General features: G+C 35.3%; 23 protein-coding genes and 2 pseudogenes. 10 read left to right on the top strand and 15 right to left on the bottom strand.

What is annotated here, in order from left to right:
* Nucleotides 1–167 precede the first annotated feature (167 nt).
* Entirely contained in the window at nucleotides 168–500 is a 333-nt protein-coding gene (locus D4A81_RS10050) for a helix-turn-helix domain-containing protein (protein ID WP_111524761.1), read from the top strand.
* 160 nt (nucleotides 501–660) lie between these two features.
* Here the strand turns inward: D4A81_RS10050 and D4A81_RS10055 are convergent, their stop codons facing one another.
* Nucleotides 661–885, bottom strand: coding sequence for a helix-turn-helix domain-containing protein (locus tag D4A81_RS10055; protein WP_111524760.1), 225 nt, complete (start codon nucleotides 883–885; stop codon nucleotides 661–663).
* A gap of 156 nt (nucleotides 886–1041) precedes the next feature.
* Here D4A81_RS10055 and D4A81_RS10060 point away from each other — a divergent pair, with 156 nt between their 5' ends.
* From D4A81_RS10060 to D4A81_RS10085, 6 genes are all read left to right on the top strand, one after another.
* Complete coding sequence (locus D4A81_RS10060; protein WP_111524759.1) at nucleotides 1042–1764, top strand: XRE family transcriptional regulator; 723 nt, start codon at nucleotides 1042–1044, stop codon at nucleotides 1762–1764.
* 25 nt (nucleotides 1765–1789) lie between these two features.
* Complete coding sequence (locus tag D4A81_RS10065) at nucleotides 1790–2659, top strand: ATP-binding protein (RefSeq protein ID WP_111524758.1); 870 nt, start codon at nucleotides 1790–1792, stop codon at nucleotides 2657–2659.
* Nucleotides 2659–3030: an STAS-like domain-containing protein gene (locus tag D4A81_RS10070; RefSeq protein WP_111524757.1), complete on the top strand. Its 372-nt coding sequence runs from the start codon at nucleotides 2659–2661 to the stop codon at nucleotides 3028–3030. Before D4A81_RS10065 ends, D4A81_RS10070 begins: the two co-directional genes overlap by 1 nt.
* Nucleotides 3020–3604: a PIN domain-containing protein gene (locus D4A81_RS10075; protein ID WP_111524756.1), complete on the top strand. Its 585-nt coding sequence runs from the start codon at nucleotides 3020–3022 to the stop codon at nucleotides 3602–3604. The genes D4A81_RS10070 and D4A81_RS10075 overlap by 11 nt, the downstream gene beginning before the upstream one ends.
* 168 nt (nucleotides 3605–3772) lie before the next feature.
* Nucleotides 3773–4819, top strand: coding sequence for a tyrosine-type recombinase/integrase (locus D4A81_RS10080; protein WP_111524755.1), 1047 nt, complete (start codon nucleotides 3773–3775; stop codon nucleotides 4817–4819).
* A gap of 18 nt (nucleotides 4820–4837) precedes the next feature.
* On the top strand, nucleotides 4838–5194 hold the full coding sequence (locus D4A81_RS10085; RefSeq protein ID WP_111524754.1) for a hypothetical protein: 357 nt from the start codon (nucleotides 4838–4840) through the stop codon (nucleotides 5192–5194).
* A gap of 126 nt (nucleotides 5195–5320) precedes the next feature.
* Here D4A81_RS10085 and rpsI read toward each other — a convergent pair whose 3' ends face one another.
* On the bottom strand, nucleotides 5321–5713 hold the full coding sequence (gene rpsI / locus D4A81_RS10090) for a 30S ribosomal protein S9 (RefSeq protein ID WP_007590784.1): 393 nt from the start codon (nucleotides 5711–5713) through the stop codon (nucleotides 5321–5323).
* Between the two features lie 23 nt (nucleotides 5714–5736).
* The gene (gene rplM, locus D4A81_RS10095) at nucleotides 5737–6171 is read right to left on the bottom strand and encodes a 50S ribosomal protein L13 (RefSeq protein WP_111524753.1); all 435 of its coding nucleotides are present in this window, start codon (nucleotides 6169–6171) and stop codon (nucleotides 5737–5739) included.
* 276 nt (nucleotides 6172–6447) lie between these two features.
* Between rplM and D4A81_RS10100 the strand changes: the two are divergent.
* A pseudogene (locus tag D4A81_RS10100) lies at nucleotides 6448–6930 on the top strand (ISNCY family transposase); the annotation flags it as partial.
* 221 nt (nucleotides 6931–7151) lie between these two features.
* Here D4A81_RS10100 and D4A81_RS10105 read toward each other — a convergent pair.
* From D4A81_RS10105 to D4A81_RS10125, 5 genes are all read right to left on the bottom strand, one after another.
* Complete coding sequence (locus D4A81_RS10105) at nucleotides 7152–7676, bottom strand: adenine phosphoribosyltransferase (RefSeq protein ID WP_111524752.1); 525 nt, start codon at nucleotides 7674–7676, stop codon at nucleotides 7152–7154.
* A 52-nt stretch (nucleotides 7677–7728) separates the two neighbouring features.
* A complete protein-coding gene (glyA, locus tag D4A81_RS10110) occupies nucleotides 7729–8976 on the bottom strand; it encodes a serine hydroxymethyltransferase (protein WP_111524751.1) in 1248 nt (415 codons plus the stop codon).
* Nucleotides 8977–9056: 80 nt separating this feature from the next.
* Nucleotides 9057–10778 carry a single-stranded-DNA-specific exonuclease RecJ gene (recJ, locus tag D4A81_RS10115; protein WP_111524750.1) on the bottom strand — a complete coding sequence of 574 codons (1722 nt, stop codon included), beginning with the start codon at nucleotides 10776–10778 and terminating at the stop codon, nucleotides 9057–9059.
* A gap of 38 nt (nucleotides 10779–10816) precedes the next feature.
* Nucleotides 10817–11089, bottom strand: coding sequence for a barstar family protein (locus tag D4A81_RS10120; protein WP_111524749.1), 273 nt, complete (start codon nucleotides 11087–11089; stop codon nucleotides 10817–10819).
* 10 nt (nucleotides 11090–11099) lie between these two features.
* Nucleotides 11100–11693, bottom strand: coding sequence for a ribonuclease domain-containing protein (locus tag D4A81_RS10125; protein ID WP_111524748.1), 594 nt, complete (start codon nucleotides 11691–11693; stop codon nucleotides 11100–11102).
* A 143-nt stretch (nucleotides 11694–11836) separates the two neighbouring features.
* Between D4A81_RS10125 and D4A81_RS10130 the strand changes: the two genes are divergently transcribed.
* Entirely contained in the window at nucleotides 11837–12667 is an 831-nt protein-coding gene (locus D4A81_RS10130; protein WP_111524747.1) for an MBL fold metallo-hydrolase, read from the top strand.
* Nucleotides 12668–12696: 29 nt separating this feature from the next.
* Here D4A81_RS10130 and brnQ read toward each other — a convergent pair whose 3' ends face one another.
* The 5 genes and pseudogenes from brnQ to D4A81_RS10155 all read right to left on the bottom strand — a co-directional run bounded on the left by brnQ (nucleotide 12697) and on the right by D4A81_RS10155 (nucleotide 18919).
* Entirely contained in the window at nucleotides 12697–14013 is a 1317-nt protein-coding gene (gene brnQ, locus D4A81_RS10135; RefSeq protein ID WP_111524746.1) for a branched-chain amino acid transport system II carrier protein, read from the bottom strand.
* Nucleotides 14010–14462, bottom strand: coding sequence for a YhcH/YjgK/YiaL family protein (locus D4A81_RS10140; protein ID WP_111524745.1), 453 nt, complete (start codon nucleotides 14460–14462; stop codon nucleotides 14010–14012). Before D4A81_RS10140 ends, brnQ begins: the two co-directional genes overlap by 4 nt.
* 12 nt (nucleotides 14463–14474) lie before the next feature.
* Nucleotides 14475–15770: a DUF4026 domain-containing protein gene (locus D4A81_RS10145; RefSeq protein ID WP_111524744.1), complete on the bottom strand. Its 1296-nt coding sequence runs from the start codon at nucleotides 15768–15770 to the stop codon at nucleotides 14475–14477.
* Nucleotides 15770–17281 carry a tetratricopeptide repeat protein gene (locus D4A81_RS10150; protein WP_111524743.1) on the bottom strand — a complete coding sequence of 504 codons (1512 nt, stop codon included), beginning with the start codon at nucleotides 17279–17281 and terminating at the stop codon, nucleotides 15770–15772. Before D4A81_RS10150 ends, D4A81_RS10145 begins: the two co-directional genes overlap by 1 nt.
* A 246-nt stretch (nucleotides 17282–17527) precedes the next feature.
* Nucleotides 17528–18919, bottom strand: a pseudogene (locus D4A81_RS10155) (GntP family permease).
* A gap of 358 nt (nucleotides 18920–19277) precedes the next feature.
* Here D4A81_RS10155 and D4A81_RS10160 point away from each other — a divergent pair.
* Nucleotides 19278–20144 (top strand): nitroreductase family protein, encoded by an 867-nt coding sequence (locus tag D4A81_RS10160; RefSeq protein ID WP_111524742.1) that lies wholly within the window; start codon nucleotides 19278–19280, stop codon nucleotides 20142–20144.
* Nucleotides 20145–20194: 50 nt separating this feature from the next.
* On the opposite strand, the gene D4A81_RS10165 is transcribed toward D4A81_RS10160, so the two are convergent.
* Together D4A81_RS10165 and uvrA are read right to left on the bottom strand one after the other, a co-directional pair.
* A complete protein-coding gene (locus D4A81_RS10165) occupies nucleotides 20195–20638 on the bottom strand; it encodes a Dps family protein (RefSeq protein ID WP_009663748.1) in 444 nt (147 codons plus the stop codon).
* Between the two features lie 207 nt (nucleotides 20639–20845).
* Nucleotides 20846–23668: an excinuclease ABC subunit UvrA gene (gene uvrA, locus D4A81_RS10170; protein ID WP_111524741.1), complete on the bottom strand. Its 2823-nt coding sequence runs from the start codon at nucleotides 23666–23668 to the stop codon at nucleotides 20846–20848.
* Between the last annotated feature and the right edge of the window lie 47 nt (nucleotides 23669–23715).

The raw sequence follows: 23715 nt of genomic DNA on the forward strand, positions 1-23715 counted from the left end.
AAATCTTTTTGGTATTTCAGCAACTATATGCAACAGTTCCTATCCGCAACCCTTCCCTCTATAGTTGCTGTAATCTTTACAGTTATTTCCTGACCACCTGACAATATCTCTTTATACTCTTTCGTAAACTCTATGTTCTCTCTTTTGTACTAGTAAAGGAGGTATATATGTCGCTAAACGATAGAATCAAAGAAGCTAGATTGTCTAAAAATCTAACTCAAGAACAGTTGGCTGCTTCAATTGGAGTAGCTAAAACCACAGTAACCGGATATGAAAAAGGTACTAGCCAGCCAAGTATTGAAACATTAGCTAAAATCATGGAGGCTTTAGAAATAGATGCTAATTATCTATGGCAAGATGAAACAGACTTCAATTTTACCGTCTCATATAAAGAAATGAATAGTATTAAAAAATACCGCACTCTTGATAATCACGGTAAAGAGCTTGTTACATGGGTACTTAATAAGGAATATGAAAGAGTTACTGATACCAAGCTCTAAATAAAAAATAGGCGAAAATCTTCTTGGTATTTCAGCAACTATATGCAGCAGTTCCTTTATATCTGTAATCTTTCCCTCTATAGTTGCTGTAATCTTTACAGTTATTTCCTGACCACCTGACAATATCTCTTTATATTCTTTAGTAAACCACACATTCCTCCTAACTTGCCTTGTCCTCTCTCTTGTACTCCCTTAATTCAGACGGAGTAATTTCAATAGCATTGCATATATCAAACAACTCATTAGCATCTAACTTCCTACGCTTCAACAGTATTGATGACAGTTTTGAATCAGATAAATTTGCCATCTCAGCCACCCTTTTCTGCGAATAACCTTTATCCCATAGGAACGCTTTCAACTTATCTCTGATATCCACATTATTCATTCAAATATATCCTTTCCTTTTGTTTTACTCATTATTTGAGTTTAATAAGACAATATCACTAAATTTTTGAGAAGTCAATATATTAATACTAATTTTTTGAGTTTTTTGTATTGATTTTCAAAAAATAATAAGTTATATTATCTCTAGGAGGTATATATGACTAAACAAGAAATTGGACTAGTTTTAAAAAATATAAGAATTCAAAAAGGACTAACTCAAAAAGAAGTAGCTGAAAAAATAGGTAGAAGACAACAAATTATTGGACACTGGGAAACTGGTTATGCTCAACCTGATGCTAATACTTTATTTACATTATGTGATATATATGGAGTGTCTATTGATGATGCCTTTGGTTTCTCTAAGCCGTCGCTTTATGACAGCTTACTAAAAAAATATAAAACCTTAGATGATCACGGTAAAGAGCTTGTTACATTGGTACTTGATAAGGAATATGAAAGAGTTACCGATAATAAAAATGTTACTATCATACAGGAAGAGAAAACGCCTTATAAGACTATAACTTCTCTCTGTATGTATCCTTATGTGCTTGGCGGTGCCAGTGCCGGAGCTACTTCTTTTATGACTGATATAGACATAGAAACAGTACAAGCTCCACTCTGTCCCGGAGCGGACTTTATCATACAGGTAAGCGGTGACAGTATGGAACCTACTTTCTATGACGGTGATAAGGTGTATGTCAAGAAAATGACTTCACTTGATATCGGTGATGTAGGCATTTTTATGATAAACGGCTCTGAAGTATATATAAAGGAACTTGGAAAAAACGGACTTATATCACATAATCAAAAGTATAAGACTATCAAACCTGCAGAATTTAAAGAAATTCAAATAATAGGTAAGGTGTTAGGAAAGATATAGAAATATAAGAGGGAGTAAATTTACTGTGACGACTTTAAAAATTCCGGCAAGACTTAACTTGGATTTTACTGGGTATAAATATATGTCAGATTTATTTTCATATATTTGTAACTGCTATGACAACTATATTACTTTAGACTTCTCTGATGTAAAGTATTTTGATGCGGGTTTTGTCGCATTCTTAGGCGGTATGTATGATTATTCAAAATCATGTGGCAAGTATATTAATTTATCATTTACAAATTATACTCGTGCTTACAAATACTTTTTTGATTCCGGTCTATGGACTTATATAAATCAAACCGGAGTACCGTCAAATCAAAATGCAATTCAGTTTGGTAACTTTAAGTACGTTGATTATAATGTCACTAATGTTTATACCAACAAGTTTATAGACTTGGCACCTATAACATTGTCTAGTAGAGCAAAAGAACATATTTCTTTCAACCTTATTGAGCTGTTCACGAATGCAATAGAACATTCTGAATCATCTTTAGGCTGCTATGCTTGTGGCCACTGGATGCCAAAGCAGAATACTCTTGTATTTTCAATATATGATTCAGGAATCGGAATTCCAAATAAAATAAAGAGAATTTACTCGAATTACTCATCCGAATATGCTGTTAGGTGGGCTTTTGAAATGGGAAATTCAACGACACAACTGGAAAACGGTATCATCCCAAGAGGAATGGGACTTTACTATTTAAAGGATTTTATTCGTGCAAATAAGGGTTCATTACGAATTCTCTCAAACGATATATACTATGAATACAAAGACGGTGGAGATTCAGAATCTTTTAAGGTGATAGATTCTCCTATTCATGGTACACTTATTACTGTAAAGGTAATTCCTGATAGTCTTAACCTATATTGTTTAAAAGGAGAACAAATATAATGGACAAAATAATAAAATTAAAAGAACATATAAAAGAAGCTGCTACTAAGCAGTCAGGTGAATGGCTCAGAGCTAAGCTTGAGGAGTGTATATCATCCGGCAATAATGACTCTGTTACCATTGATTTTGACGGTATTGATAAGTTTTCTTCACAGTTTTTCAATAACAGTTTTTCCGCATTGGTAATTAAATACAAAGGCTCAAATTTTCTATCAAAGTTTAACAAGATAAATCTTAGTGAAACCGGAGAATTTTTATTTCAATCATCAATAAGCAATGCTCTTATGTTGCTTGAAAATATTGATAAGAGAGAAGCTATGAGCGAAATTGTAAATAATGCTCCAAAGAAGGTAAATAAATATGAAGCCTGATTGTATTCGTGATATTTCCAAGTTTAGCAGTATGGATTCCAATAGACCTTATTTTTTGGATACAAATATTTTATACTGGTACTGTTATCCTAATTATGCATTGCTTAACAGTAATAAGGTTCATAGACAGTCCGAAATCTACATAAACTTTGTTGACAATCTGGTATACAATGGCAATCCTATCTTTACCAGTGTATATAATATGTCCGAGCTGTTATATACTGTAGAAAAGAATGAATTTGAATTATATAAATCAAAGCAGGGTACTGATATTACTTTGAAAGAATTTAGACGCATAACAAATAGATCTGATTTAAAAACTACTTTATTGGTGTGTATAGAAAATATTAAAAACATATGTAAGATTCTTGATTATCACTCAGGTCCTGACATTCTTGATGAGTTCGTGTCATCTATAGACAAACATCATTGTGATAATTATGACTATATAATCCTAAAAAATTGCATTGCAGATAACAAGAAGCATATAATATCTGACGATGCGGATTTTGCCACAATGGACGGTTTTACTCTATATACTGCTAACAGTTATGCTTTAAACCCTACTGTATAACTATAAAAATAAAGAGCCACCCTACACTAAGTGCCGGATGACTCTATACATACTATTGCAAGCTGTTGCTTTCAACAATATGCCCTGAACAAGTTATATTGTACCATAATAGCAGCCGTTTTTGCAATGGCTGTTATTTTTGTACTCATTTTTAAGAAAGGAACGTTTATGAGATTACCCAACTCTTTTGGATCGGTATATAAGCTGTCCGGAAAAAGAAGAAAGCCCTGGGCTGCAAGAAAGACAGTAGGCTGGAAAACTATAGAAGATACTATGCAATGTCACCCGATCTATCAATTTATAGGCTACTATGCTACCAGAGCTGAAGCCTTATCTGCTCTCACCGCATACAATGAGAATCCTTATGATTTAAAGGCTGATACAATTACATTTAAAGAAGTATATGACAAGTGGTCTGATAAGCATTATGAAACTATAAAGAATGCAAATGGCTATAAGGCTGCATACTCTATATGCTCCACATTATATAATATGACTTTCAAGGATATTAAGCTTAGCCATCTACAGGCTGTAGTGGATCAGTCAGGGAAGAACACACCTACTTTAAGGAATCTTAGAAACTTATGGTCTTTGATGTGGGAATATGCTGTAATTCATGAGATTATCACCCCGGATAAAAGAGATATTATCAAATATGTGGATATAAGCAATGCCGGCAATCCGAACGCTTATGATCGTAAGCCTTTCAGTAAGAAAGCTATCAAGTTACTTTGGAATGCTTCAGACTCCAATGAGTATATATCTGCTGCACTCATACTTATATATACAGGCCTAAGGATTAGTGAACTGCTGGATCTGAAGAAAGAAGATGTACATCTTGATGAACGGTGGTTCTATGTGAAAGAGTCAAAAACATCTGCAGGTGTTAGAGAAGTACCGATAGCTGAAAAGATAGTACCTTTCTTTAAGTCCTGGATATCCAAGAAGAGTGATTATCTTATATGTACTCCTGAATGTAAGCATTTTACATACAGAAATTACTACGACTCCTATTGGAAGCCGATCATGGATGCTCTGTCACTTAAATATACTCCGCACTGTACAAGACATACTTGTATCTCTCTTTTGACTGAAGTCGGAGTTGACGAAAGAATAATACAGCAAATTGTTGGCCACAAAGGGCAGAACGTGACACAGATAGTATATACACATGTTGACTTGCCGAATAAGCTTGAAGCAATCAATAAGATATAAATAAGATTTGAGGATAATATGGACAAGACTAAATATAAAAATACTCATAGAGATACTCACTATGATAGGCTGGAGCTGGCAGTACCAAAGGGTATGAAACAAATGATAAAATCTATGGCAACTGATAAGGGAATGTCTGTAAATTCTTACTTGATAGACCTTATAAGAAAGGATCAGGAAGGAATCTTTAATACTATGCAGATAGCAGAAAAGAATAGGGAAAAGATATCCGGTATAAAAGGTAATATGCATGACGGCTATGATGTAATATTTAATGACGGCTATAAATGTCATTGTAGAACTAAAAAAGATGTAAGAAGCGCCATTATTTCATATCTTACGGAAGATTGTAAAAGTCTTACGGAAGATACCTAAATCCTTGTTACTAGTATGTTACTACCTTGTTACTAGTAAGCAAAATCAGACAGAATTTCAAACAAAGAAAAACCCTGTATATCCAAGGTTTTTCTTGAATATACAGGGTATAATTTTGTGTCTTTATTATCTCTTTGAGAACTGTGGAGCTCTTCTCGCTGACTTAAGACCGTATTTCTTACGCTCTTTCATTCTTGGATCTCTTGTAAGGAATCCAGCCTTCTTTAAAGTTGGTCTGTACTCCTCATCTGCGTGAAGAAGTGCTCTTGATATACCATGTCTGATAGCTCCAGCCTGACCTGTGAAACCACCACCACAAACATTTACAAGTACATCAAATTTATTTACATTGTCTGTAGCCACTAAAGGCTGACGAACAACAACCTTCAATGTCTCAAGACCAAAATACTCATCAATATCTCTTTTATTTATTGTTATCTTACCTGTTCCAGGTACAAGATATACTCTGGCGATAGAACTTTTTCTTCTACCTGTTCCGTAAAACTTATCGTTAGTCATACCATTCTCCTTCTTAAAGATTATTAGCCTTTAATTTCCAATACTACCGGCTTCTGTGCCTGATGTCCATGAGTCTCGCCTGCATAAACATGAAGTTTTCTGTACATATCTCTACCAAGTGGTCCCTTTGGAAGCATGCCCTTGATGGCAAGCTCTACAACTCTCTCAGGCTTCTTTGCAAGAAGTTCACGAAGTGTTGTCTCTCTCATACCACCAACATACTCTGAATGGTTGTAATAAATCTTCTGATCTAACTTTTTACCTGTAACCTTCACCTCTGCAGCATTGATTACAATAACATAATCTCCACAATCAGCGTGTGGTGTAAATTCCGGTTTGTTTTTTCCTCTTAATACACTTGCAACCTCTGAAGCAAGTCGTCCCAATGTAGCTCCCTTTGCATCGACAACATACCATTTTCTGTCGATCTTATCCGGATTAGCCATAAAAGTTTTCATTGACTGACCTCCATTAATCTTTTAACTTCGCTTTATATGGATAAATGCTTTCCGGGGCATTGGAATAAGCATTAATCTCTAATGTCACAATTAATAATTATATTTAACTTATCTTTATTTGTCAATACCAATATTTAAGCTTTTTAATTTTTTTATAAGCCATAAATGATAAAGTCCTAGTATACCACAAATAAAAATGTCCCACTTATGGTAGAATACTATTTTGTATATTCTAACACTAGGAGGAACTGACTTATCAGAAAGGTTATTTTATCAATGGATGAACAAAGAAAGTATGAAGTTATCAAAGGTCTGGTAGATCACCCCGATACAGCTAATAAGGATAGAGCTGCTCTTATCCTAGGATGCACCAAAAGGCATATAAACCGTATGATACAGGGTTATATTAAAGATGGTAAAGCATTCTTTATTCATGGTAACAGAGGTAAGAAGCCGGCTACCACTATCTGCCCTGATGTCAGAAGTCAAGTTCTTGATCTATACAGAACTAAATACTACGAGGCTAACTTTGAACACTATACAGAGCTTCTAAAAAAGCATGAAGGCATAAGTATCTCTTCTTCCTCTGTAATGAGTATTTTGGAGTCAGAGTACATTCTATCTCCAAAGGCTACAAAAGCTAAGCGTAGACGCATTAAGCAAACTCTCAGAGCTAAGAAGGAAGCTGCAACATCAAAAAAGGAATTATGGCATCTACATTTGGCCATTGATGATGCCTCAGGTGTTGTCACAGGTGCCTGATTTGATACTCAGGAGACTCTTAATGGATACTACCATGTATTTGAGCAGATTCTTACGTAATGCTTATATTTCAAAAGATAAAATGTTAAATATATAATTTTCTACAGCAAAAAGGCATAACTCTTATATGTCTAAGAGTTATGTCTACTAGGGATTAATTCCCCATACAATCTATATAACAAGGTTTATTTTTCTCTCATATTTTTATATATTGAGGTTTACTTTCCTTCATATTTAATCAAACTCGCTATATCATATTTTGCAAGCTTTTCTCTGCCCTTTAGGCCTTCAAGTTCCATAACAAATGCAATCTTCACTATCTCACCACCAAGACTTTCTACAAGTTTTGTAATAGCCTCTATTGTCCCACCTGTAGCAATCAGATCATCTACTATAACTACTCTATCTCCCGGCTTTATAGCATCCTTATGAATCTCTATTGTAGCCTTACCGTACTCCAGATCGTAATCCATACTTACAGTTTCACATGGCAATTTCCCTTTTTTTCTTACCGGTATGAACGGCTTATGCTCTGCATATGCTACAGGTACTCCAAAGATAAATCCTCTGGACTCCGGTCCCAAGATAAGATCATATTCCAGGTCCTTTATCTCAGCTCTCAATCCATCTATGCTGAGAGCTAGCCCATCCGCATCCTGTAATATGGTAGTTACATCCCTAAAGATAATTCCGGGTTCAGGAAAATCCGGTATACTTCTTACATACTCCTTTAACTCTTTCATTTCAACACACCAAACTGACCCAAAATATATTGAGTCAGCCTTTCTAAAATATTTATTTATAGATAGGATATTTATCCATAAGTTTTGTAACTTCAGCTCTTATATCGTCTGACTTTGTGTCGAACTCATATGCAGCCATCTTTATAAGTCTTGCTATAGTTCTCATATCCTCTTCTACAAGTCCACGACTTGTAACTGCCGGAGTACCTATCCTCACACCGCTGGTAGTGAAAGGGCTCTGTGGATCATTTGGTACTGTATTCTTGTTTAGAGTAATATATACCTCATCACATTTATTCTGAAGTTCTTTTCCTGTGATTCCCGTACCTCTAAGATCAAGTAACATCAAGTGATTGTCTGTGCCACCTGTTAAGATATTAAAGCCTTCCGCTATAAGTGCATCAGCCAAAGCCTTTGCATTTTTTACTATCTGCTCCTGATACGCCTTAAATTCAGGCTTTAGAGCTTCCCCAAAACAAACTGCCTTTGAAGCAATCACATGCTCAAGCGGTCCGCCCTGTATTCCCGGGAATACGGCCTTATTAAAGTTAAACTTCTCAGCTGCTTCCTTATTTGCCAAAATAAGTCCGCCTCTAGGTCCTCTAAGTGTCTTATGAGTTGTAGTAGTTACTACATCTGCTATTCCGATAGGTGATGGATGAAGTCCTGCAGCTACAAGACCTGCAATATGTGCCATATCAACCATAAGATATGCACCAACCTTATCTGCCACCTCTCTAAATCTCTTAAAATCTATTGTTCTTGCATATGCACTGGCACCTGCTATAATCATTTTCGGCTTATGCTCTATCGCAATCTTCTCAAGCTCATCATAGTCTATAAAGCCTTCATCATTTACACCATAAGGAACTATATTAAAGTATTTTCCGGAAAAGTTCACCTCTGAACCATGTGTCAAATGTCCACCATGGTTTAAATTCATTCCGAGTACTGTATCTCCGGCTTCAAGCATTGCCAGGAATACCGCCATATTTGCCTGTGCACCTGAGTGTGGCTGAACATTTGCATAGTCACAACCGAAAAGCTTCTTTGCTCTTTCTATAGCAATAGTTTCCACTATATCTACATCTTCACATCCGCCATAATATCTCTTGCCCGGATATCCTTCAGCATATTTATTTGTGAGTACGGTACCCATTGCCATCATTACAGCTTCAGAAACGATATTCTCAGAAGCAATAAGCTCAAGATTTCTTCTCTGTCTATTTGCCTCTTTTTCTACTGCAATGCCTACTTCAGGGTCCAACTCCTTTAAAAAGTTCATCACTTCATTAACCATATTTTCTGTCTCCTACCTACAACTTTTTTGCTGTTGCTTATGAAAGTATACAATAAATTAATTTGCATTGCTATATGTTTTTACCTATAATCACTTATAATTATCTGTAAGCTTTCTCTTCCACCATACTCATTGATATCAGGATAATATATTATATCCATTTCTTTTCTATCCCCTATATCCTCAAAAAATGCTTCACCATCACCAAAGTATATGCCGTCAACTCTGGTACCGTCTATATCTTCTAAAGTCATCTTAACTACATTTTTATTTTTCCCAAGTATATTCTTTGAAATAATCTTTATATCTTTTCTTGCAAACTTAGGCTTCTCATTCTTATTTCCAAAAGGCTCAAGTTTGTCCAGTTCTCTCACAAAATCAAGACTTAGATATGAAAAAGGTAATGCAATATCTATCCATATCTTTTGAATGAAATCCTCTGCACAAAGTTTTGAGTTCATATTTAGCCTCTTTCTAAACTCATCCAATCTACCTTTCTCAAGACTCATTCCGGCAGCCATAGGATGTCCTCCAAATTTTGTAAATATGTCCTTGACCTCATACAACGCTTCAAACATGTTATAGTTTTCTATGGACCTTCCTGAACCTTTAAGCATATTCTCCTCACCAAATGCATCTGTAAGTATAATAGTTGGTTTTCCAAGTGCTTCTCTAACTCTACCTGCTATTATTCCTGCAATGGACTCATGACAATTCTCCAAATATATTACCAAAATATCATCTTCACTGTACTCATTTTCTGCATTTTCTATTGCTTTTTTTACATTCTGTACAGTCAAATCTTTTCTTTCATCATTAAGTTCCTTTAAATGTGTAGCATATTTTAAAGCATCTTCCTCATCCTCTGCCATAAACATATTTAAAGCTATCAATGCATTTTCAAGTCTTCCTCCGGCATTTAGACAAGGGCCAAGAACAAACCCGATACTATATGCACTTAACCTTTTATCCTCCATACCGGTAACCCTTATAAGTGCCTTAAGTCCAATATTTTTTGTATGCATAAGACTCTTTAGACCGTTTTTTACCAATATTCTATTTTCATCTATCAGAGGCATTACATCTCCTACAGTGGCTATAGCAGCCACTTCCAGCAAATCACTGAGCTGTGAATCATCATAAAGTTTCTTGCCTGCATTTAGACTTTCATAAATATATTCCATCAACTTATACGCTACCAAACCTCCGCAAATGTTCTTAAACGGATAATCGCAATCGCTTCTTTTGGGATTTATTACTACCTCAGCAACAGGCAAAAAGTCTTTGCCGTCTTTCCGGTATACATCATGGTGATCTGTTATTACCACTTTTATACCAAGTTCCTTTGCAAGCTCCATTTGACTATGTGCTGCAATACCGTTATCGCATGTAATAATCATAGAAATGCCATCTTTAGCTGCATCTTTGATTATATTATCATTGATTCCATAACCATCCTTTATCCTATCCGGTATTTTCACGTCTACATTTGCACCGAAATATTTTAAAGCACTTACCAATATATATGATGAACATACCCCGTCTATATCATAGTCTCCTACAACTCTTATTTTTCTCCCGGCATTTATCTCGTCCATTATGACATCTTTGGCTTCATCTATTCCATTTAGCCTCTTAACATCATGCATAAGCTTCAAATCATTTTTAAGATATATAGAAAAATCTTCCTCTTTAATATCTCTGTTTATTATAATCCTTGCCAATACCGGTGAAATATTAAAACGGGCTGATAATTCTTCAAACTCAGCCCGCTTTGTATAAAGCATCCATTTTGACTCCATCTACTCTCCATTCTAAGACCAAAAAGCTTGATTTATATCTACTTTTTCTTGTTTATCTTTGTCTTTATTATAGCCAAATGTGTATTTACAGCTACTGCATCACTAAATACCTCAAGTACGGACTTTTGAATATCATTTTCTGCATCATATTTTATATCTATAGCTGTATCGGAACTGATATCTGTCAGACAATCAAAGAGGGCATCCAGATTTTCTCCATAATAATCCGGAAACTTCATTTTCTTTTTTAAATAGTTGTGAATTTCTTTTTTTTCACTAAATTTATTCAATTTCAAAGTTATATTATTCATTTAATCATCCCTAATATATTTGTTCAAAGGTTTTATAATGATCTTCTGTATAAAATACCAGACCGTCATTTGAGTAAATCAATCTTTTTGCACCTCTATATCCACCCTCATAGTCTATGTCGCATTCAAAATATCTTCTTGTGCTTGCTCTTGGCAATGCACCCTCATAGTTTCCAAAAGCACTTCCACCAATACTCATTCCCGGCAATATATCCGATAGATTTCCACTTGAAGGATCCCATCCCAGTTCCTGTGCCTGTTTTTTTGTAATATAATTTATCGGAAGTTTACCGAATGTATGAATATATAATGCTACCTCTTCCTTAGAAGTATAATTTCCGTTTTCCTCTACACTTAAGCCGCTACTTTCCGGGGGCGACTCCTCACTTGATTGGGCATTTGTTTTTTCATCAGGCGATTCTTCAATTTGACTACTTTCTGCCCGACTGATTGATTCTTTACTGCTCTCTACTCTGTTATCTTCTCTTCTGGTTTCCTGTCTTGTGCAAGCTCCAAGGGCAAACATCAAACCCAGAATAATTATAGGGATCCACCAAAGTAGTTTTTTGATCAAATTTCCATTTTCTTTTTTCTTGTTTGTCATCTTCTACTACCTCACATTCCTACAATTATACGAAATGACATAATTCTTCGCAACCAAAAAATATATTAAGTTTGACCTGCTGTATTATATTTTGTATAATAGTATTTCAAACAACTAAAACTAAAAATAAGGTGAGATTATTTATGAAAATACATATATTACAAACAGGAGAAGTGATGGTATCTCCTTCTCTCGCATATAATGGTGATAACAAATTTAACCCTCAAGCACATGGATTATTTTTAAAGGATTTTGACAGAATAAACCTTCCTGTACTATCCTTTCTTATTCAGACAGGAAACAAAAATATTTTAGTAGATACAGGGCTGAAAAAGGAATTGGAGTCTGAGAATATTCTAAGCTTAAACAGCCAATTTAAGGCAATTAAAGCCCCTCTTACCTTTTCCTCCACACGTTTTCATCTTCCAAAGGACTCATCCATTCTATCAAGACTTGAGGAAATCAATATTTCTCCAAAGGATATTGACTATGTTCTTTTGACACATTTAGATTTTGAAAATGTTAGCGGGGTTGCAGACTTCTCTTCTGAAACTAAAATTTTAGTTTCCAGAGATGAAGCAAAAGCTGCCATAAAAAACCCTCTTAGATATTCCAGAAGCTGGTGGACGAATTCAAATATTTCTGTCTTTGACTGGAATAGTAAGGAAGGTCCTTTTGAAAAATCTTTGGATCTATTGGGAGATGGCACCATAAAACTTATAAAGCTTTATGGTCATTCTGCAGGCATGTTTGGAATAAAAGCAACATCTGAAAATAACAAATTCACTTTATTATACTCTGATGCCGGCTATGGAGAACTTGCATGGAAAGAACTGTCTCCTCCTGCCATTACAGTTGACAAAGAGGCTTCAATGCGTTCACTAGAATGGGTCAGAATGGAGTCTTTAGACAAAAACTGTGCCTACAGCCTGGCATCACATGAAAATACTACCTTAAAACTTCTGCGATTTTAATATAAAAATAGCTGCCTAAGCAGCTATTTTTATATTTCAAAGCTTTCTCCCTTTATTTTATCCTTTAAAATCAGCGATACAATTATTCCGAAAATAGAGGCATAAATCCAGAAAAATCCTGAATCTCCTCCAATGAATAAAGTCATAACAGAGTTTATCGATTCCACCTTCAAAACACTTCCCATTACTTCTATTGCAGAAAAAACAGTCGTCAAAATAACTGTAATGGCCATTCCTGACTTTGAAAGCCTTACAAATTTATTTAATATAACTATTGTAACTATAACTATTGTAATAGGATATAAAATTCTAAGTACAGGCACTGATATCTTAATTATAGTATTCAATCCGAAGTTGGACATTGCAAAACCTACGAAAGTAAATATGTTTACATAGGTTTTGTACCTAAATCTTGGGAAAGTTTCAACAAAATACTCTGAAACCACCACTATAAGCCCCGCTGTAGTTGTAAAACATGTAAGTATAGTCATTGCTCCAAGGAAAATCTGTCCAAAGTTTCCAAATAGCTTATACGAACTTGTAGATAATATATATGTTCCTATATTTGTATCAGGATCCGAAAGTACATCTGTCGGTATACTGAATCTATTTCCCAATGCCCCAAGACCGATATAAAGACTGCTAAAGAATATAGCTGTTACTATACCCACCACAGCCATTATCTTTATATACTCTTTCTTTGAAGAAAATCCGAAAGCCTTTATACTTGAAGTAGCAATCAGGCAAAAACTCACTGAAGCCAGTGCATCCAAAGTATTATACCCTTCCAAAAATCCTGTCTTAAGAGCTGACATAACACCACTCATCTCACCTTGATTTACCGCATTAAAATTCATATTTCCAAATACTATTAGAATAAGTATGAGCATTGCAAACATAGGTGTAAGTACCTTACCAACCCTGTCCATCAGCTTTGAAGGATTGATGGCTATAAGATATGCAAATAAAAAGTAAATCAAACTGAATATAAGTAATGGCAGTCTACTATTTCCGGTAACCGGAGCAATACCTATAGAAAAAGATGTACTTGCTGTCCTTGGTATTGCAAAGAAAGGTCCGATAGCAAGGTAAAGCATCGTTAAATATGATGTAGCAAACTTAGGATCCACCTTTATACTGATCTCATTTTTATATCCGCCTTTTACCATAGTACCAAGTACCAAAGTGATTATTGCTATACCGACACCTGATAAAACAAAGCCAAGTATAGCAGGATAGAAATTCTCTCCTGCTCTAAATCCAAGCTCAGCAGGAAAAATAAGATTTCCCGCTCCAAAAAATATACCAAAAAGTAATAAACCTATTAAAAAGCCTTTTTTTATCATACTCGTACTTTTACAACCACCTTTTTTGCTTCTGCCGGACTGTTTAAAGCACATCCAGGCATATGTGCATCTTCAGGTGCCACTACTATAAAATCTCCTGGAAATAGTATAACATGTCCATATACATCGGGTCTTTCATAAAGTATTATGTCATTTTCAGATCTTGCTTCATTTACTACCAAACCTTCTCTATTGCATATGCCAAAGAATTCCACTCCTTCAACCAGGCATTGAATATCAAAGAACTTGTCATGTGCTTCAAACTTCTTTTCTTCAATAGGTAATGTAGTATACTCATGCACATTAGCTACTACATCACTGCCCATTATCTCATATCTACCTACAGGCAATGCTTTCAAATCATTCTCTTTTAACCAATTATAGGCTGCTAAAAATTTTTCATCTAAATAATCATACTTCTCTGCCAATTTTAAATTTGTAAAAAACATAAATCCCCCATTTTATAATAAATATGCAGTATTCGGCTCTATACTCATTTCCTCTGTATAAATTATCCAATCTGTCACATCATTTATAGTATACTCACCCTCATCACCTGCTTTTATAGATGACACTCTGTATGGCTCCTGTGTAAGAATAGCTCTAAATCCATCTTCTGTAAATTCCTTAAGTTCAAACCATATATGCTCAAGATTCTCATAATCAGGCTCTCCATCCTCACCATCAGTAGGAAGCCCCACCTTGATCAATGCTTTATTTTCCGGATTCTCCTGTATGAATTTTTTTAATATATCGAATCTATCTCTTGCCATAAACTTCATATGGTCTGTTTGCTCATTTGTATAATAGTAGAGCGGATTTTCAATAAGCTTTTCCTCTATTTCAGAAGGCTTTGTGTATTTAGCATTGTTTGCATCTTCCTCTGAAGCAAACAAAAGTATCACTTTACTATTTGTATTATGGCTATCCACTCTGTCATTTGGTCCTCCTAGGATATCAGAAGGATATCTGGTAATACCCTCGTTCCAATGTAAAGTTGTAGCTACTATTGGCTCTCCATCAAAAAATTCACCTAGGAATATATAATCCTCAATAGCCTCATTTTGATATAGAACTCTGTTCGCCATAGTATTTAGCAAATAGTATATATCATTTACATTGTCCCGGCTTATGTCTAAAAGCTCCAACTCTGAAAAACCTGTTCTACATATACCATGAGTGTGTAGCCAAACTCTATGTGTCTTATCATCAAACACTGCTTGAACTGTAAACAATGCCTCAGCACTTGGCGTAACACTTGACTCTGCCGCAAGCTTTACCCATCTTCCACTTAAAAGTTTCTCTGCACTTTCATCTACTACTGCCAAGGTATCCGGGAAAAATGCCATTATTAGTTTTAGCTGTAAATGATATGAATCAAAATAGTTTTTATTGAAATTCATATAGATTACAAAGGATTTTGTTTTTTCCTGTATTTGTGCAAAATCCTCATCATGAATTTTCTGATTTTGTAAGGAGTATAAACTTTCTAAAACAAAATCATCAAAGTAAAATCCTACACCATATTCATCTCCATTATATTCTAATGTAAGATTTCCCGAATTATCATCTCTTACATTAAACTCTATCAGCTTCAAACCTTCAATTGATTCTATTCTTTCCTTGGCACCATCAATATTTTCTACTTCCACATTGTCTGACAAAACATGCATATATGAATTCTCTTCCCAGTTGGCCATAGGTTGTACCTGTGGTATATCTACCTCATTTTGCTTTTTCTTAAAAAAATTAAACATTATTCCTCCACAAACATTATAATTTTTGATATTTTTCTAAAAGTTTTGTATCCTGCAAATAAAACTTCATTCATTTTAAAGAAGTCATATGCAGCATTCATAATATCCATAAAACTTCCAAATATTAAAAAATCAAGATATCCGTATCTTTTACCGGTTGCCCCTTCTAAGAAGGCGATATCATGTATTCTACCCTTTTCCCTAAGCTTTTTCATAATATATTCCATAAGTTGATTTCTAAGATTCATTATATCAAACTCATATTCCATCGAATCTTTAGAGTATTTATCTCTGCCTATATCAAAACAAAAAAATCCGGCTGCAACTCCGTTTCGATATAAATCATCCATTATAGGCATCTTATCAAAAAGCCCAGAAGATATATACTCACTGACAAGGGAGGGCAAACATGTAGTTCCTGTATATATATCCTCTCTAACTTCTTCCTCATCTATAGACTGTAATTGATACCCCGAATACATTTTGAGATAGCTCTTAGCATCTATTCCCAGTCTAAGCCCCTTGCTCCAAGCCCTGTCTCTAAGGCCCTTATAGTCCACACATTCTCTTAAGAACTCTTCTTTATTGTCAAAACCTCTGACAATATTGCAGGTATCATCTGAAGTTTCTGTAAAATCACTCTCATCTGCTATATCAAATGCCACATCATTTGCCATCAGATCTATTTCTCCAAATATGTCAATAAAGATCTTCTCTATTACCTCTATTGGCATGTCAAATTCATCTGAATATATAACTATCTGTCTATCATCACTTATAAAAAACCTCAGTCCGGTTATATCATAGTCTTCACCCTCATAAGATATTATATCCCCTATACTATGTTTTGCCGATATGCCTATTACTACATCAAATAGTTCTCTCAAACTATCCGGCATGACATTCTTTATATATTGAAGCATGAATACATCTGACTTATCATCAGCTATATCACATTCTAAGATCCTCTCTTGTAGAAATATCTTTGGATAAGTCTTTGGATACACTTTTTTTATACCTGCTGCAATCTTATCCGCTGTATTTGAGTAAAAGTTCTTATCCTTTTTATCAAGCTTTTTTACTTCTTTTTCCACTTCTTCCCACATTGAGTATACTCTGTCGGACATCTTGATTCTTAGGTTTGAATCGGAAATAAGATCTGTACATGAGGTCATCATATTTACAGTATCAGCATCTCCCGGCTTTGAATCAAGTGCCTTTTTAAAGTAGTGCAATGCAAGACCATCCTCATCCAGATAATAGTATGAATAAGCAATTCTAAAATAATATTTGTGATTGCCTCTGAAATACTCTTCAAGTGGCTTTAATAATTCAAGTGCCTGTAAAAATAGCTTATATTCCCCAGGCTCTCCTAGGTTATTGTAAGCTCTTGCAAGTTCTGAATCTAACTCCGGACTTCTTGCATTTTCAGGTAAAATCTCAAGTGCGTCGACTACACTCTCATATTCACCATCATCATTCCATTTTTTACATTGTTCCAGTAATTCCATTTTAATCCCTTAACCGGTCAAAATCCTTAAATATAACTTTTTTAATAAAGTAAATATATCATATAACAAAAGCACTGTCAGCAATTTAAATGATATATCAGGTTATATTCCGTGGCTTTTTCTCCTTTTTCACCAATATTTTTAAATCAGAGTGAACTTAAATTATACCACATTTTTGAACAAAAATAAGGCACAAATCTCACAAAGTAAAACTTTGTAAAATCTGTGCCTTAAAAAATTTATTCATCAATGTAGGAATAGCCCAAGAATCATTATTTCTACAATACCTGCAATACCTAAAAGCAATGTACACATAGTCTGTGTCTTATATCCCTTTTCAGGCGTCATTGCACCGAAGTTTGTAACAACCCAGAAGTATGAGTCATTAGCATGTGAAACTGTCATAGCACCTGCACCTATAGCCATAGTTACAAGTGTTGCACTCATAGGAGTTGCAAATCCAAGTGCCGGTAAAAGAGGTGCCACAATACCTGCTGTGGTTGTAAGTGCTACCGTAGATGATCCCTGTGCACTCTTTAATATAGCAGATAATAAGAATGGGAAAAGCATACCCATTGTGCTGAGAACCTCTGCATGATCCTTTATAAAGTTAACCATATCTGATGAAGCTATTACCTTACCAAGTACACCACCTGCTGCTGTCACAAACAATATAGGTCCAACAGTCTTTAATGTATCATTCGTAATGCTGTAGAAATCCTTCATCTTGCCAGCACCCTGAAGCTGTAGTACACCAAAGACTGTACCAACTGCAAGTGCTATAATAGGTGTTCCTAAGAATTTCAAAATATCCGCTCCACTACCACTAAGTTTCATCATAGATACTACTGAAGCAATAGCCATAAGCAATACAGGAACCAAAATAGGGGCTAAAGACAGCCATCCACTTGGAAGCTTACCATATTCTGCCACAAGTTCCTCATATGTCTTTGTAATTTCGCTTGAATCAGCCTCATCATCAGCCTTTACACTCCTACCAATGAATTTAGCATAGAAAAGACCTGCCAAAAGTGGAAATATAGAGCATATTACACCCATTCCCATTACTAATAATAGATTGTCACCTATACCAAGTGTTGAAGCTGCTGCAATAGGGCCAGGTGTAGGCGGTATAAATACATGTGAAATATATAAACCTGCTGAAAGTCCTACAGTCATAGCTACTGATGACTGTGCAGTTCTCTTTACCAAAGCCTTTCTTATAGGATTTAAAATAACAAATCCTGAATCACAAAATACCGGAATAGAAACAACCCAACCCATAAGTTCTACAGCCAAAACCGGATTGTTCTTACCTACCAGTTTTATAACCATATCTGCAAGCTTAAAAGCTGCACCGGTTTTCTCCAAAATAGTTCCAATCAGAGCACCAAGTATGATAACAATACCTATACTTGAAAAAGTACCTGAAAAACCTGCTCCAATAACACTTGCAAGACCTTGTATCTTTGTTTCGTCTTACAATGTCTTATCTACCAGAGGTATTCCTGCCACAAGTCCCAAAATAAGTGATATACACATAATGGATACAAAAGGATGTATTCCAAACTTTGAGATGGCAACTATCATAATGATAACCGCCAATATAAACACGAATATAAGTGGTAAACCTGTCATATCACGACCTCCTTATCCGGACATATTGACATAATATTTTGCATAATTAATTTTATTATTTATGTCATATTCCACTTAATAATATTGTAAATTCATTATATCACAATATAAAATAAATGCAATTCAAACAAATAAATCTATATAAGAAGATTTTTATAATTATTTTATCTAATATTCAGTTTTCTTTTTAATAAAATCACTCCATTACACATCATTTATGTGATTATTTATATTAAAAATAAAGAGTATCTCATAAATTTCAAATATAGATATATTATAAAATTGACCTTATACGCTATTTTTTGTATAATATATATAATTTAAGCATTTGAAATTTATACTATGGAGGGATAAATGTATGAATTATTTAGAACTTATTGAAAAGAGAAATTCTATACGTGACTTTCTCAAGAAGCCTGTTGAGCCAAATAAATTAGATGAGATCACAAGCTTTTTTAATTCAGCTCCAAAGCTTTTTGATGTAAACACACAGATACTTATAGCAGCTGATGAAGATACCACCCAAAGACTTTCAGGTGTTGTAGGATATCGTGGGAATTCTTTCAATGCTCCGGCTTATATAGTTATTTTATCCGAAGATAAAGATAATTATCTTATAAATGCAGGATTTATGGCTGAACATCTTATTTTAAAGATTGAGGAAATGGGATTGTCCTCATGTTTTCTAACAAGTGAAGACAGCGATATGTTAAAAAAAGTTTTACTCATTAATTCGGAACTGGCTGTAGCAGCTGTGATTGCATTTGGATATGGTAAAAAAGAGAAGGATACTACAAAGCTTGATATACATTCACCTTCAAATGTAAGTATTAGCAGTAAATCAGGACATATAGCTCCAAAGATAGCTGTTACAACATTAGCATTTGATACTAACTTTAACACTCCTTATAATTTTGATGACGAATATGCCGATCCGGTTATTGCTGATGCTCTTTATGCAGCCAGCCTTTCACCAAGCTTTTTAAATCATCAAAATTATCGCTTTGTTATAAATGGAACTCATGTTTATTTATTTAACCGGTTTGACGAAGTGGTTACAAAGAATGACAATCTATTGGGACTCGGTGCTGCAATGCTCAACTTCCATATGATATTGTCATCAAAATATTCAGGAATCGGAAATTGGAGCCTTGATGTTTCAAATATCAAACATGATTTTAAAAATCCGAGTGATTATATTTTAGTAGCTGTTTTGGATATTTAAATTTTTAAAAGGCACAGCCATTTTCGACTGTGCCTTGAGCTTTTTAGTGTTTAGTTTTGCGCAAATGCCTTAAGCATCCACAATGTCTTCTCATATTCTTTTACATAGCCTGTAAAAATATCTGCGGTAACAACATCGCCTTCCTTATCAGCCAATTCCACAATTTCCTTTGAATCGTTTACCCAGTATTCAACATCAATAGTAAGTATGCGAATAGCCTCGTCAATGTTGATGGCTTTGTCCGGAAGTTCCTTTACCTTGCTAATTTCCAACGCTTCTTTTAAGTTAGCTATCGGTAGAGCATCCTTAGCAAGTATTCTCTCAGCTACCTCATCAATAATATCGGCTGTCTGATCATAATATTCCTCTAATTTGGAATGAAGAGTGAAAAATCCGTGTCCCTTCAAATTCCAGTGCATATTATGTAGTTTGATGTACATAATCTCCTGATTTGCTAAATAAGCATTCATTTTTGCAAGTAATTCCTGTTTCATAAAATATTCCTTTCTGCAAAACAATACCATTTATGCAATCCATTTCTATCACCTCCAACTATTCATAAGAAACTATATGTAAACTATTGTAATTCTCATACAGTCACTTTTGAAATGATAGTCTCTATCAAGAGGTGATTCTATTCTACCATTTTATCTTGTCAAATCAACACTTAGCCTGAATGTATACAGTATATTTATAAAGCTTTAATACAAATATCTCTTCACATATTTTCCTGTATATGACTTTTCTATATTTGCTATTTCCTCAGGTGTACCTGTAGCTACCACTTCGCCACCTCCTGCACCGCCTTCGGGACCTATATCTATTATATAATCGGCACATTTTATAACATCCAAATTATGCTCTATAACAAGTACCGTATTCCCACTGTCTGAGAGTCTTCTAAGTATCTCCACCAGTTTATGTACATCTGCAAAATGAAGACCTGTAGTAGGCTCGTCTAAGATATAAATAGTCTTTCCTGTAGCCCTCTTTGAAAGCTCAGTTGCAAGCTTTATTCTCTGAGCCTCTCCACCGCTTAGCTCTGTAGACGGCTGACCAAGTTTGATATAAGAAAGCCCTACATCATACAATGTCTGTATTTTCCTTGCTATAGTAGGCACATTCTCAAAAAATGTTAAAGCCTCCTCCACAGTCATATCCAGTACATCATATATAGATTTTCCCTTATATTTTACTTCCAAAGTTTCTCTGTTGTAACGTTTTCCGCCACAGACTTCACATGGTACATATACATCAGGTAGGAAATGCATCTCTATCTTTATGATACCGTCACCTGAACAACTCTCACATCTTCCACCCTTTACATTGAAACTAAATCTGCCCTTCTTATAGCCTCTCATCTTTGCATCCTGAGTTGCAGCAAACAAGTCTCTAATCATATCAAATACACCTGTATATGTGGCAGGGTTTGATCTGGGAGTTCTCCCTATCGGTGACTGGTCTATTGCAATTACCTTGTCAAGCTGCTCTGTACCTTCTATTGACTTATATTTACCCGGGATAGTATGTGCACGATTAAGCTTCTTAGCCAATGCCTTATATACTATTTCATTTACCAAAGAAGACTTCCCTGAGCCTGAAACACCTGTAACACAGGTCATCACTCCTGTAGGTATATCTACATTTATATTCTTTAGATTATTTTGAGCCGCACCTTTGACTTTAAGCCAACCTGTAGGTGTTCTTCTGCTCTCCGGTACAGGTATCTTTATCTCACCTGAAAGATACTTACCGGTAATTGAATTCGGATTTGCCATTATTTCCTTAGCAGTTCCTGTAGCTACCACTTCTCCGCCATGACTTCCGGCTCCCGGACCTATATCCACTATGTAGTCGGCTTCCATCATAGTGTCTTCATCATGCTCCACCACCAAAACTGAATTTCCTATATCTCTTAGATGTTTCAATGTCGCAAGCAGCTTATCATTATCCCTTTGATGTAGTCCGATACTCGGCTCATCCAAAATATATGCCACACCTACAAGCCCAGAACCAATCTGAGTAGCAAGTCTTATTCTTTGTGCTTCACCGCCGCTAAGTGTACCTGTCGCTCTTGTAAGGCTTAGATAGTCAAGACCTACATCTATAAGGAATGTAACTCTTGCTCTGATCTCCTTTAAAATCAATGCACCTATAGCTTCCTGCATCTTTGTAAGCTCCAAGCTGTCTATAAAGTTTCTAAAATCGGTAATAGACGCATCTGTAGCATCATAGATATTTTTTCCGCCAAGAGTTACAGCCAGAGCCTCTTTTTTAAGTCTCCTTCCGCCACAGGACTTACATGGTGCTATTCTCATATACTGCTCATACTCTTCCTTGGCAGACTGTGAAAATGTCTCTCTATAACGCTTTTCCATGTTCTTTATAAGACCTTCAAATATAACAGGATATACTCCGCTACCTCTCTGGCCGGTATATGCTACATCCACCTGCTCAGTAGTACCGTAAATCAATATATCATGTATTTCCTTCGGATAGTCCTCAAAAGGTGTATCCAGACTGAAGTTAAACTTTTCTGCAAGTGCTCTTAGCATAGCATTACTGAAGCTTTTCTTATCATTGCTGCTCTGCCATCCAAGTACTATTATGGCTCCCTGATTTATAGAAAGTGATTTATCCGGAATCATCAGATCTTCATCAAATTCCATAGTATATCCAAGTCCCGCACAGTCAGGGCATGCTCCGAATGGATTGTTAAAAGAAAAGGTTCTCGGCTCCACCTCATCAATTGAAATACCGCAATCAGGACAGGCAAAGTTTTGTGAAAACTTCATAGGCTCACCGTCTATTACATCAATAGTTGCATAGCCTCCACCAAGATTTAGAGCTGCTTCCAAAGAATCTGTCACTCTCTTTTCTATATTTTCCTTTACCGAAAGTCTGTCTATTACTATATCAATACTGTGCTTGATGTTCTTTTCAAGTACTATCTCTTCACTAAGTTCATACATATTTCCATCAATCATAGCACGTACATAGCCTGATTTTTTGGCACTTTCAAGTACCTTCTCATGTCTTCCTTTTTTACCCTTTACCACAGGTGCAAGTATCATAAACTTAGTCTTTTCAGGAAGTGTAAGCACTCTATCTACCATCTGATCAATACTCTGTCTATGTATCTCCTTACCGCAACAAGGGCAATGAGGAATACCTATTCTTGCATACAAAAGTCTGAGGTAATCATAAATCTCCGTAACGGTACCCACTGTAGACCTCGGGTTTCTGTTCGTAGACTTTTGATCTATTGAAATTGCAGGGGACAGCCCCTCTATGCTTTCCACATCGGGCTTTTCCATCTGTCCCAGAAACATTCTGGCATATGAAGACATTGACTCCATATATCTTCTTTGTCCCTCTGCATATATGGTATCGAACGCCAAAGAGGACTTTCCGGAACCGGAAAGCCCTGTTAATACAACCAATTCTCCTCTTGGTATGTCCACCGATATATTTTTTAAATTGTGCTCATTGGCACCTCTTATTTTTATATACTTTGTATCCATTACATCTCTCCATAAACATGTTCGAACAGTTCGAACATACTTTCGTA

The organism is Lachnoanaerobaculum umeaense (assembly GCF_003589745.1).
In the GTDB taxonomy this organism is placed as follows: Bacteria; Bacillota; Clostridia; order Lachnospirales; family Lachnospiraceae; genus Lachnoanaerobaculum; species Lachnoanaerobaculum umeaense.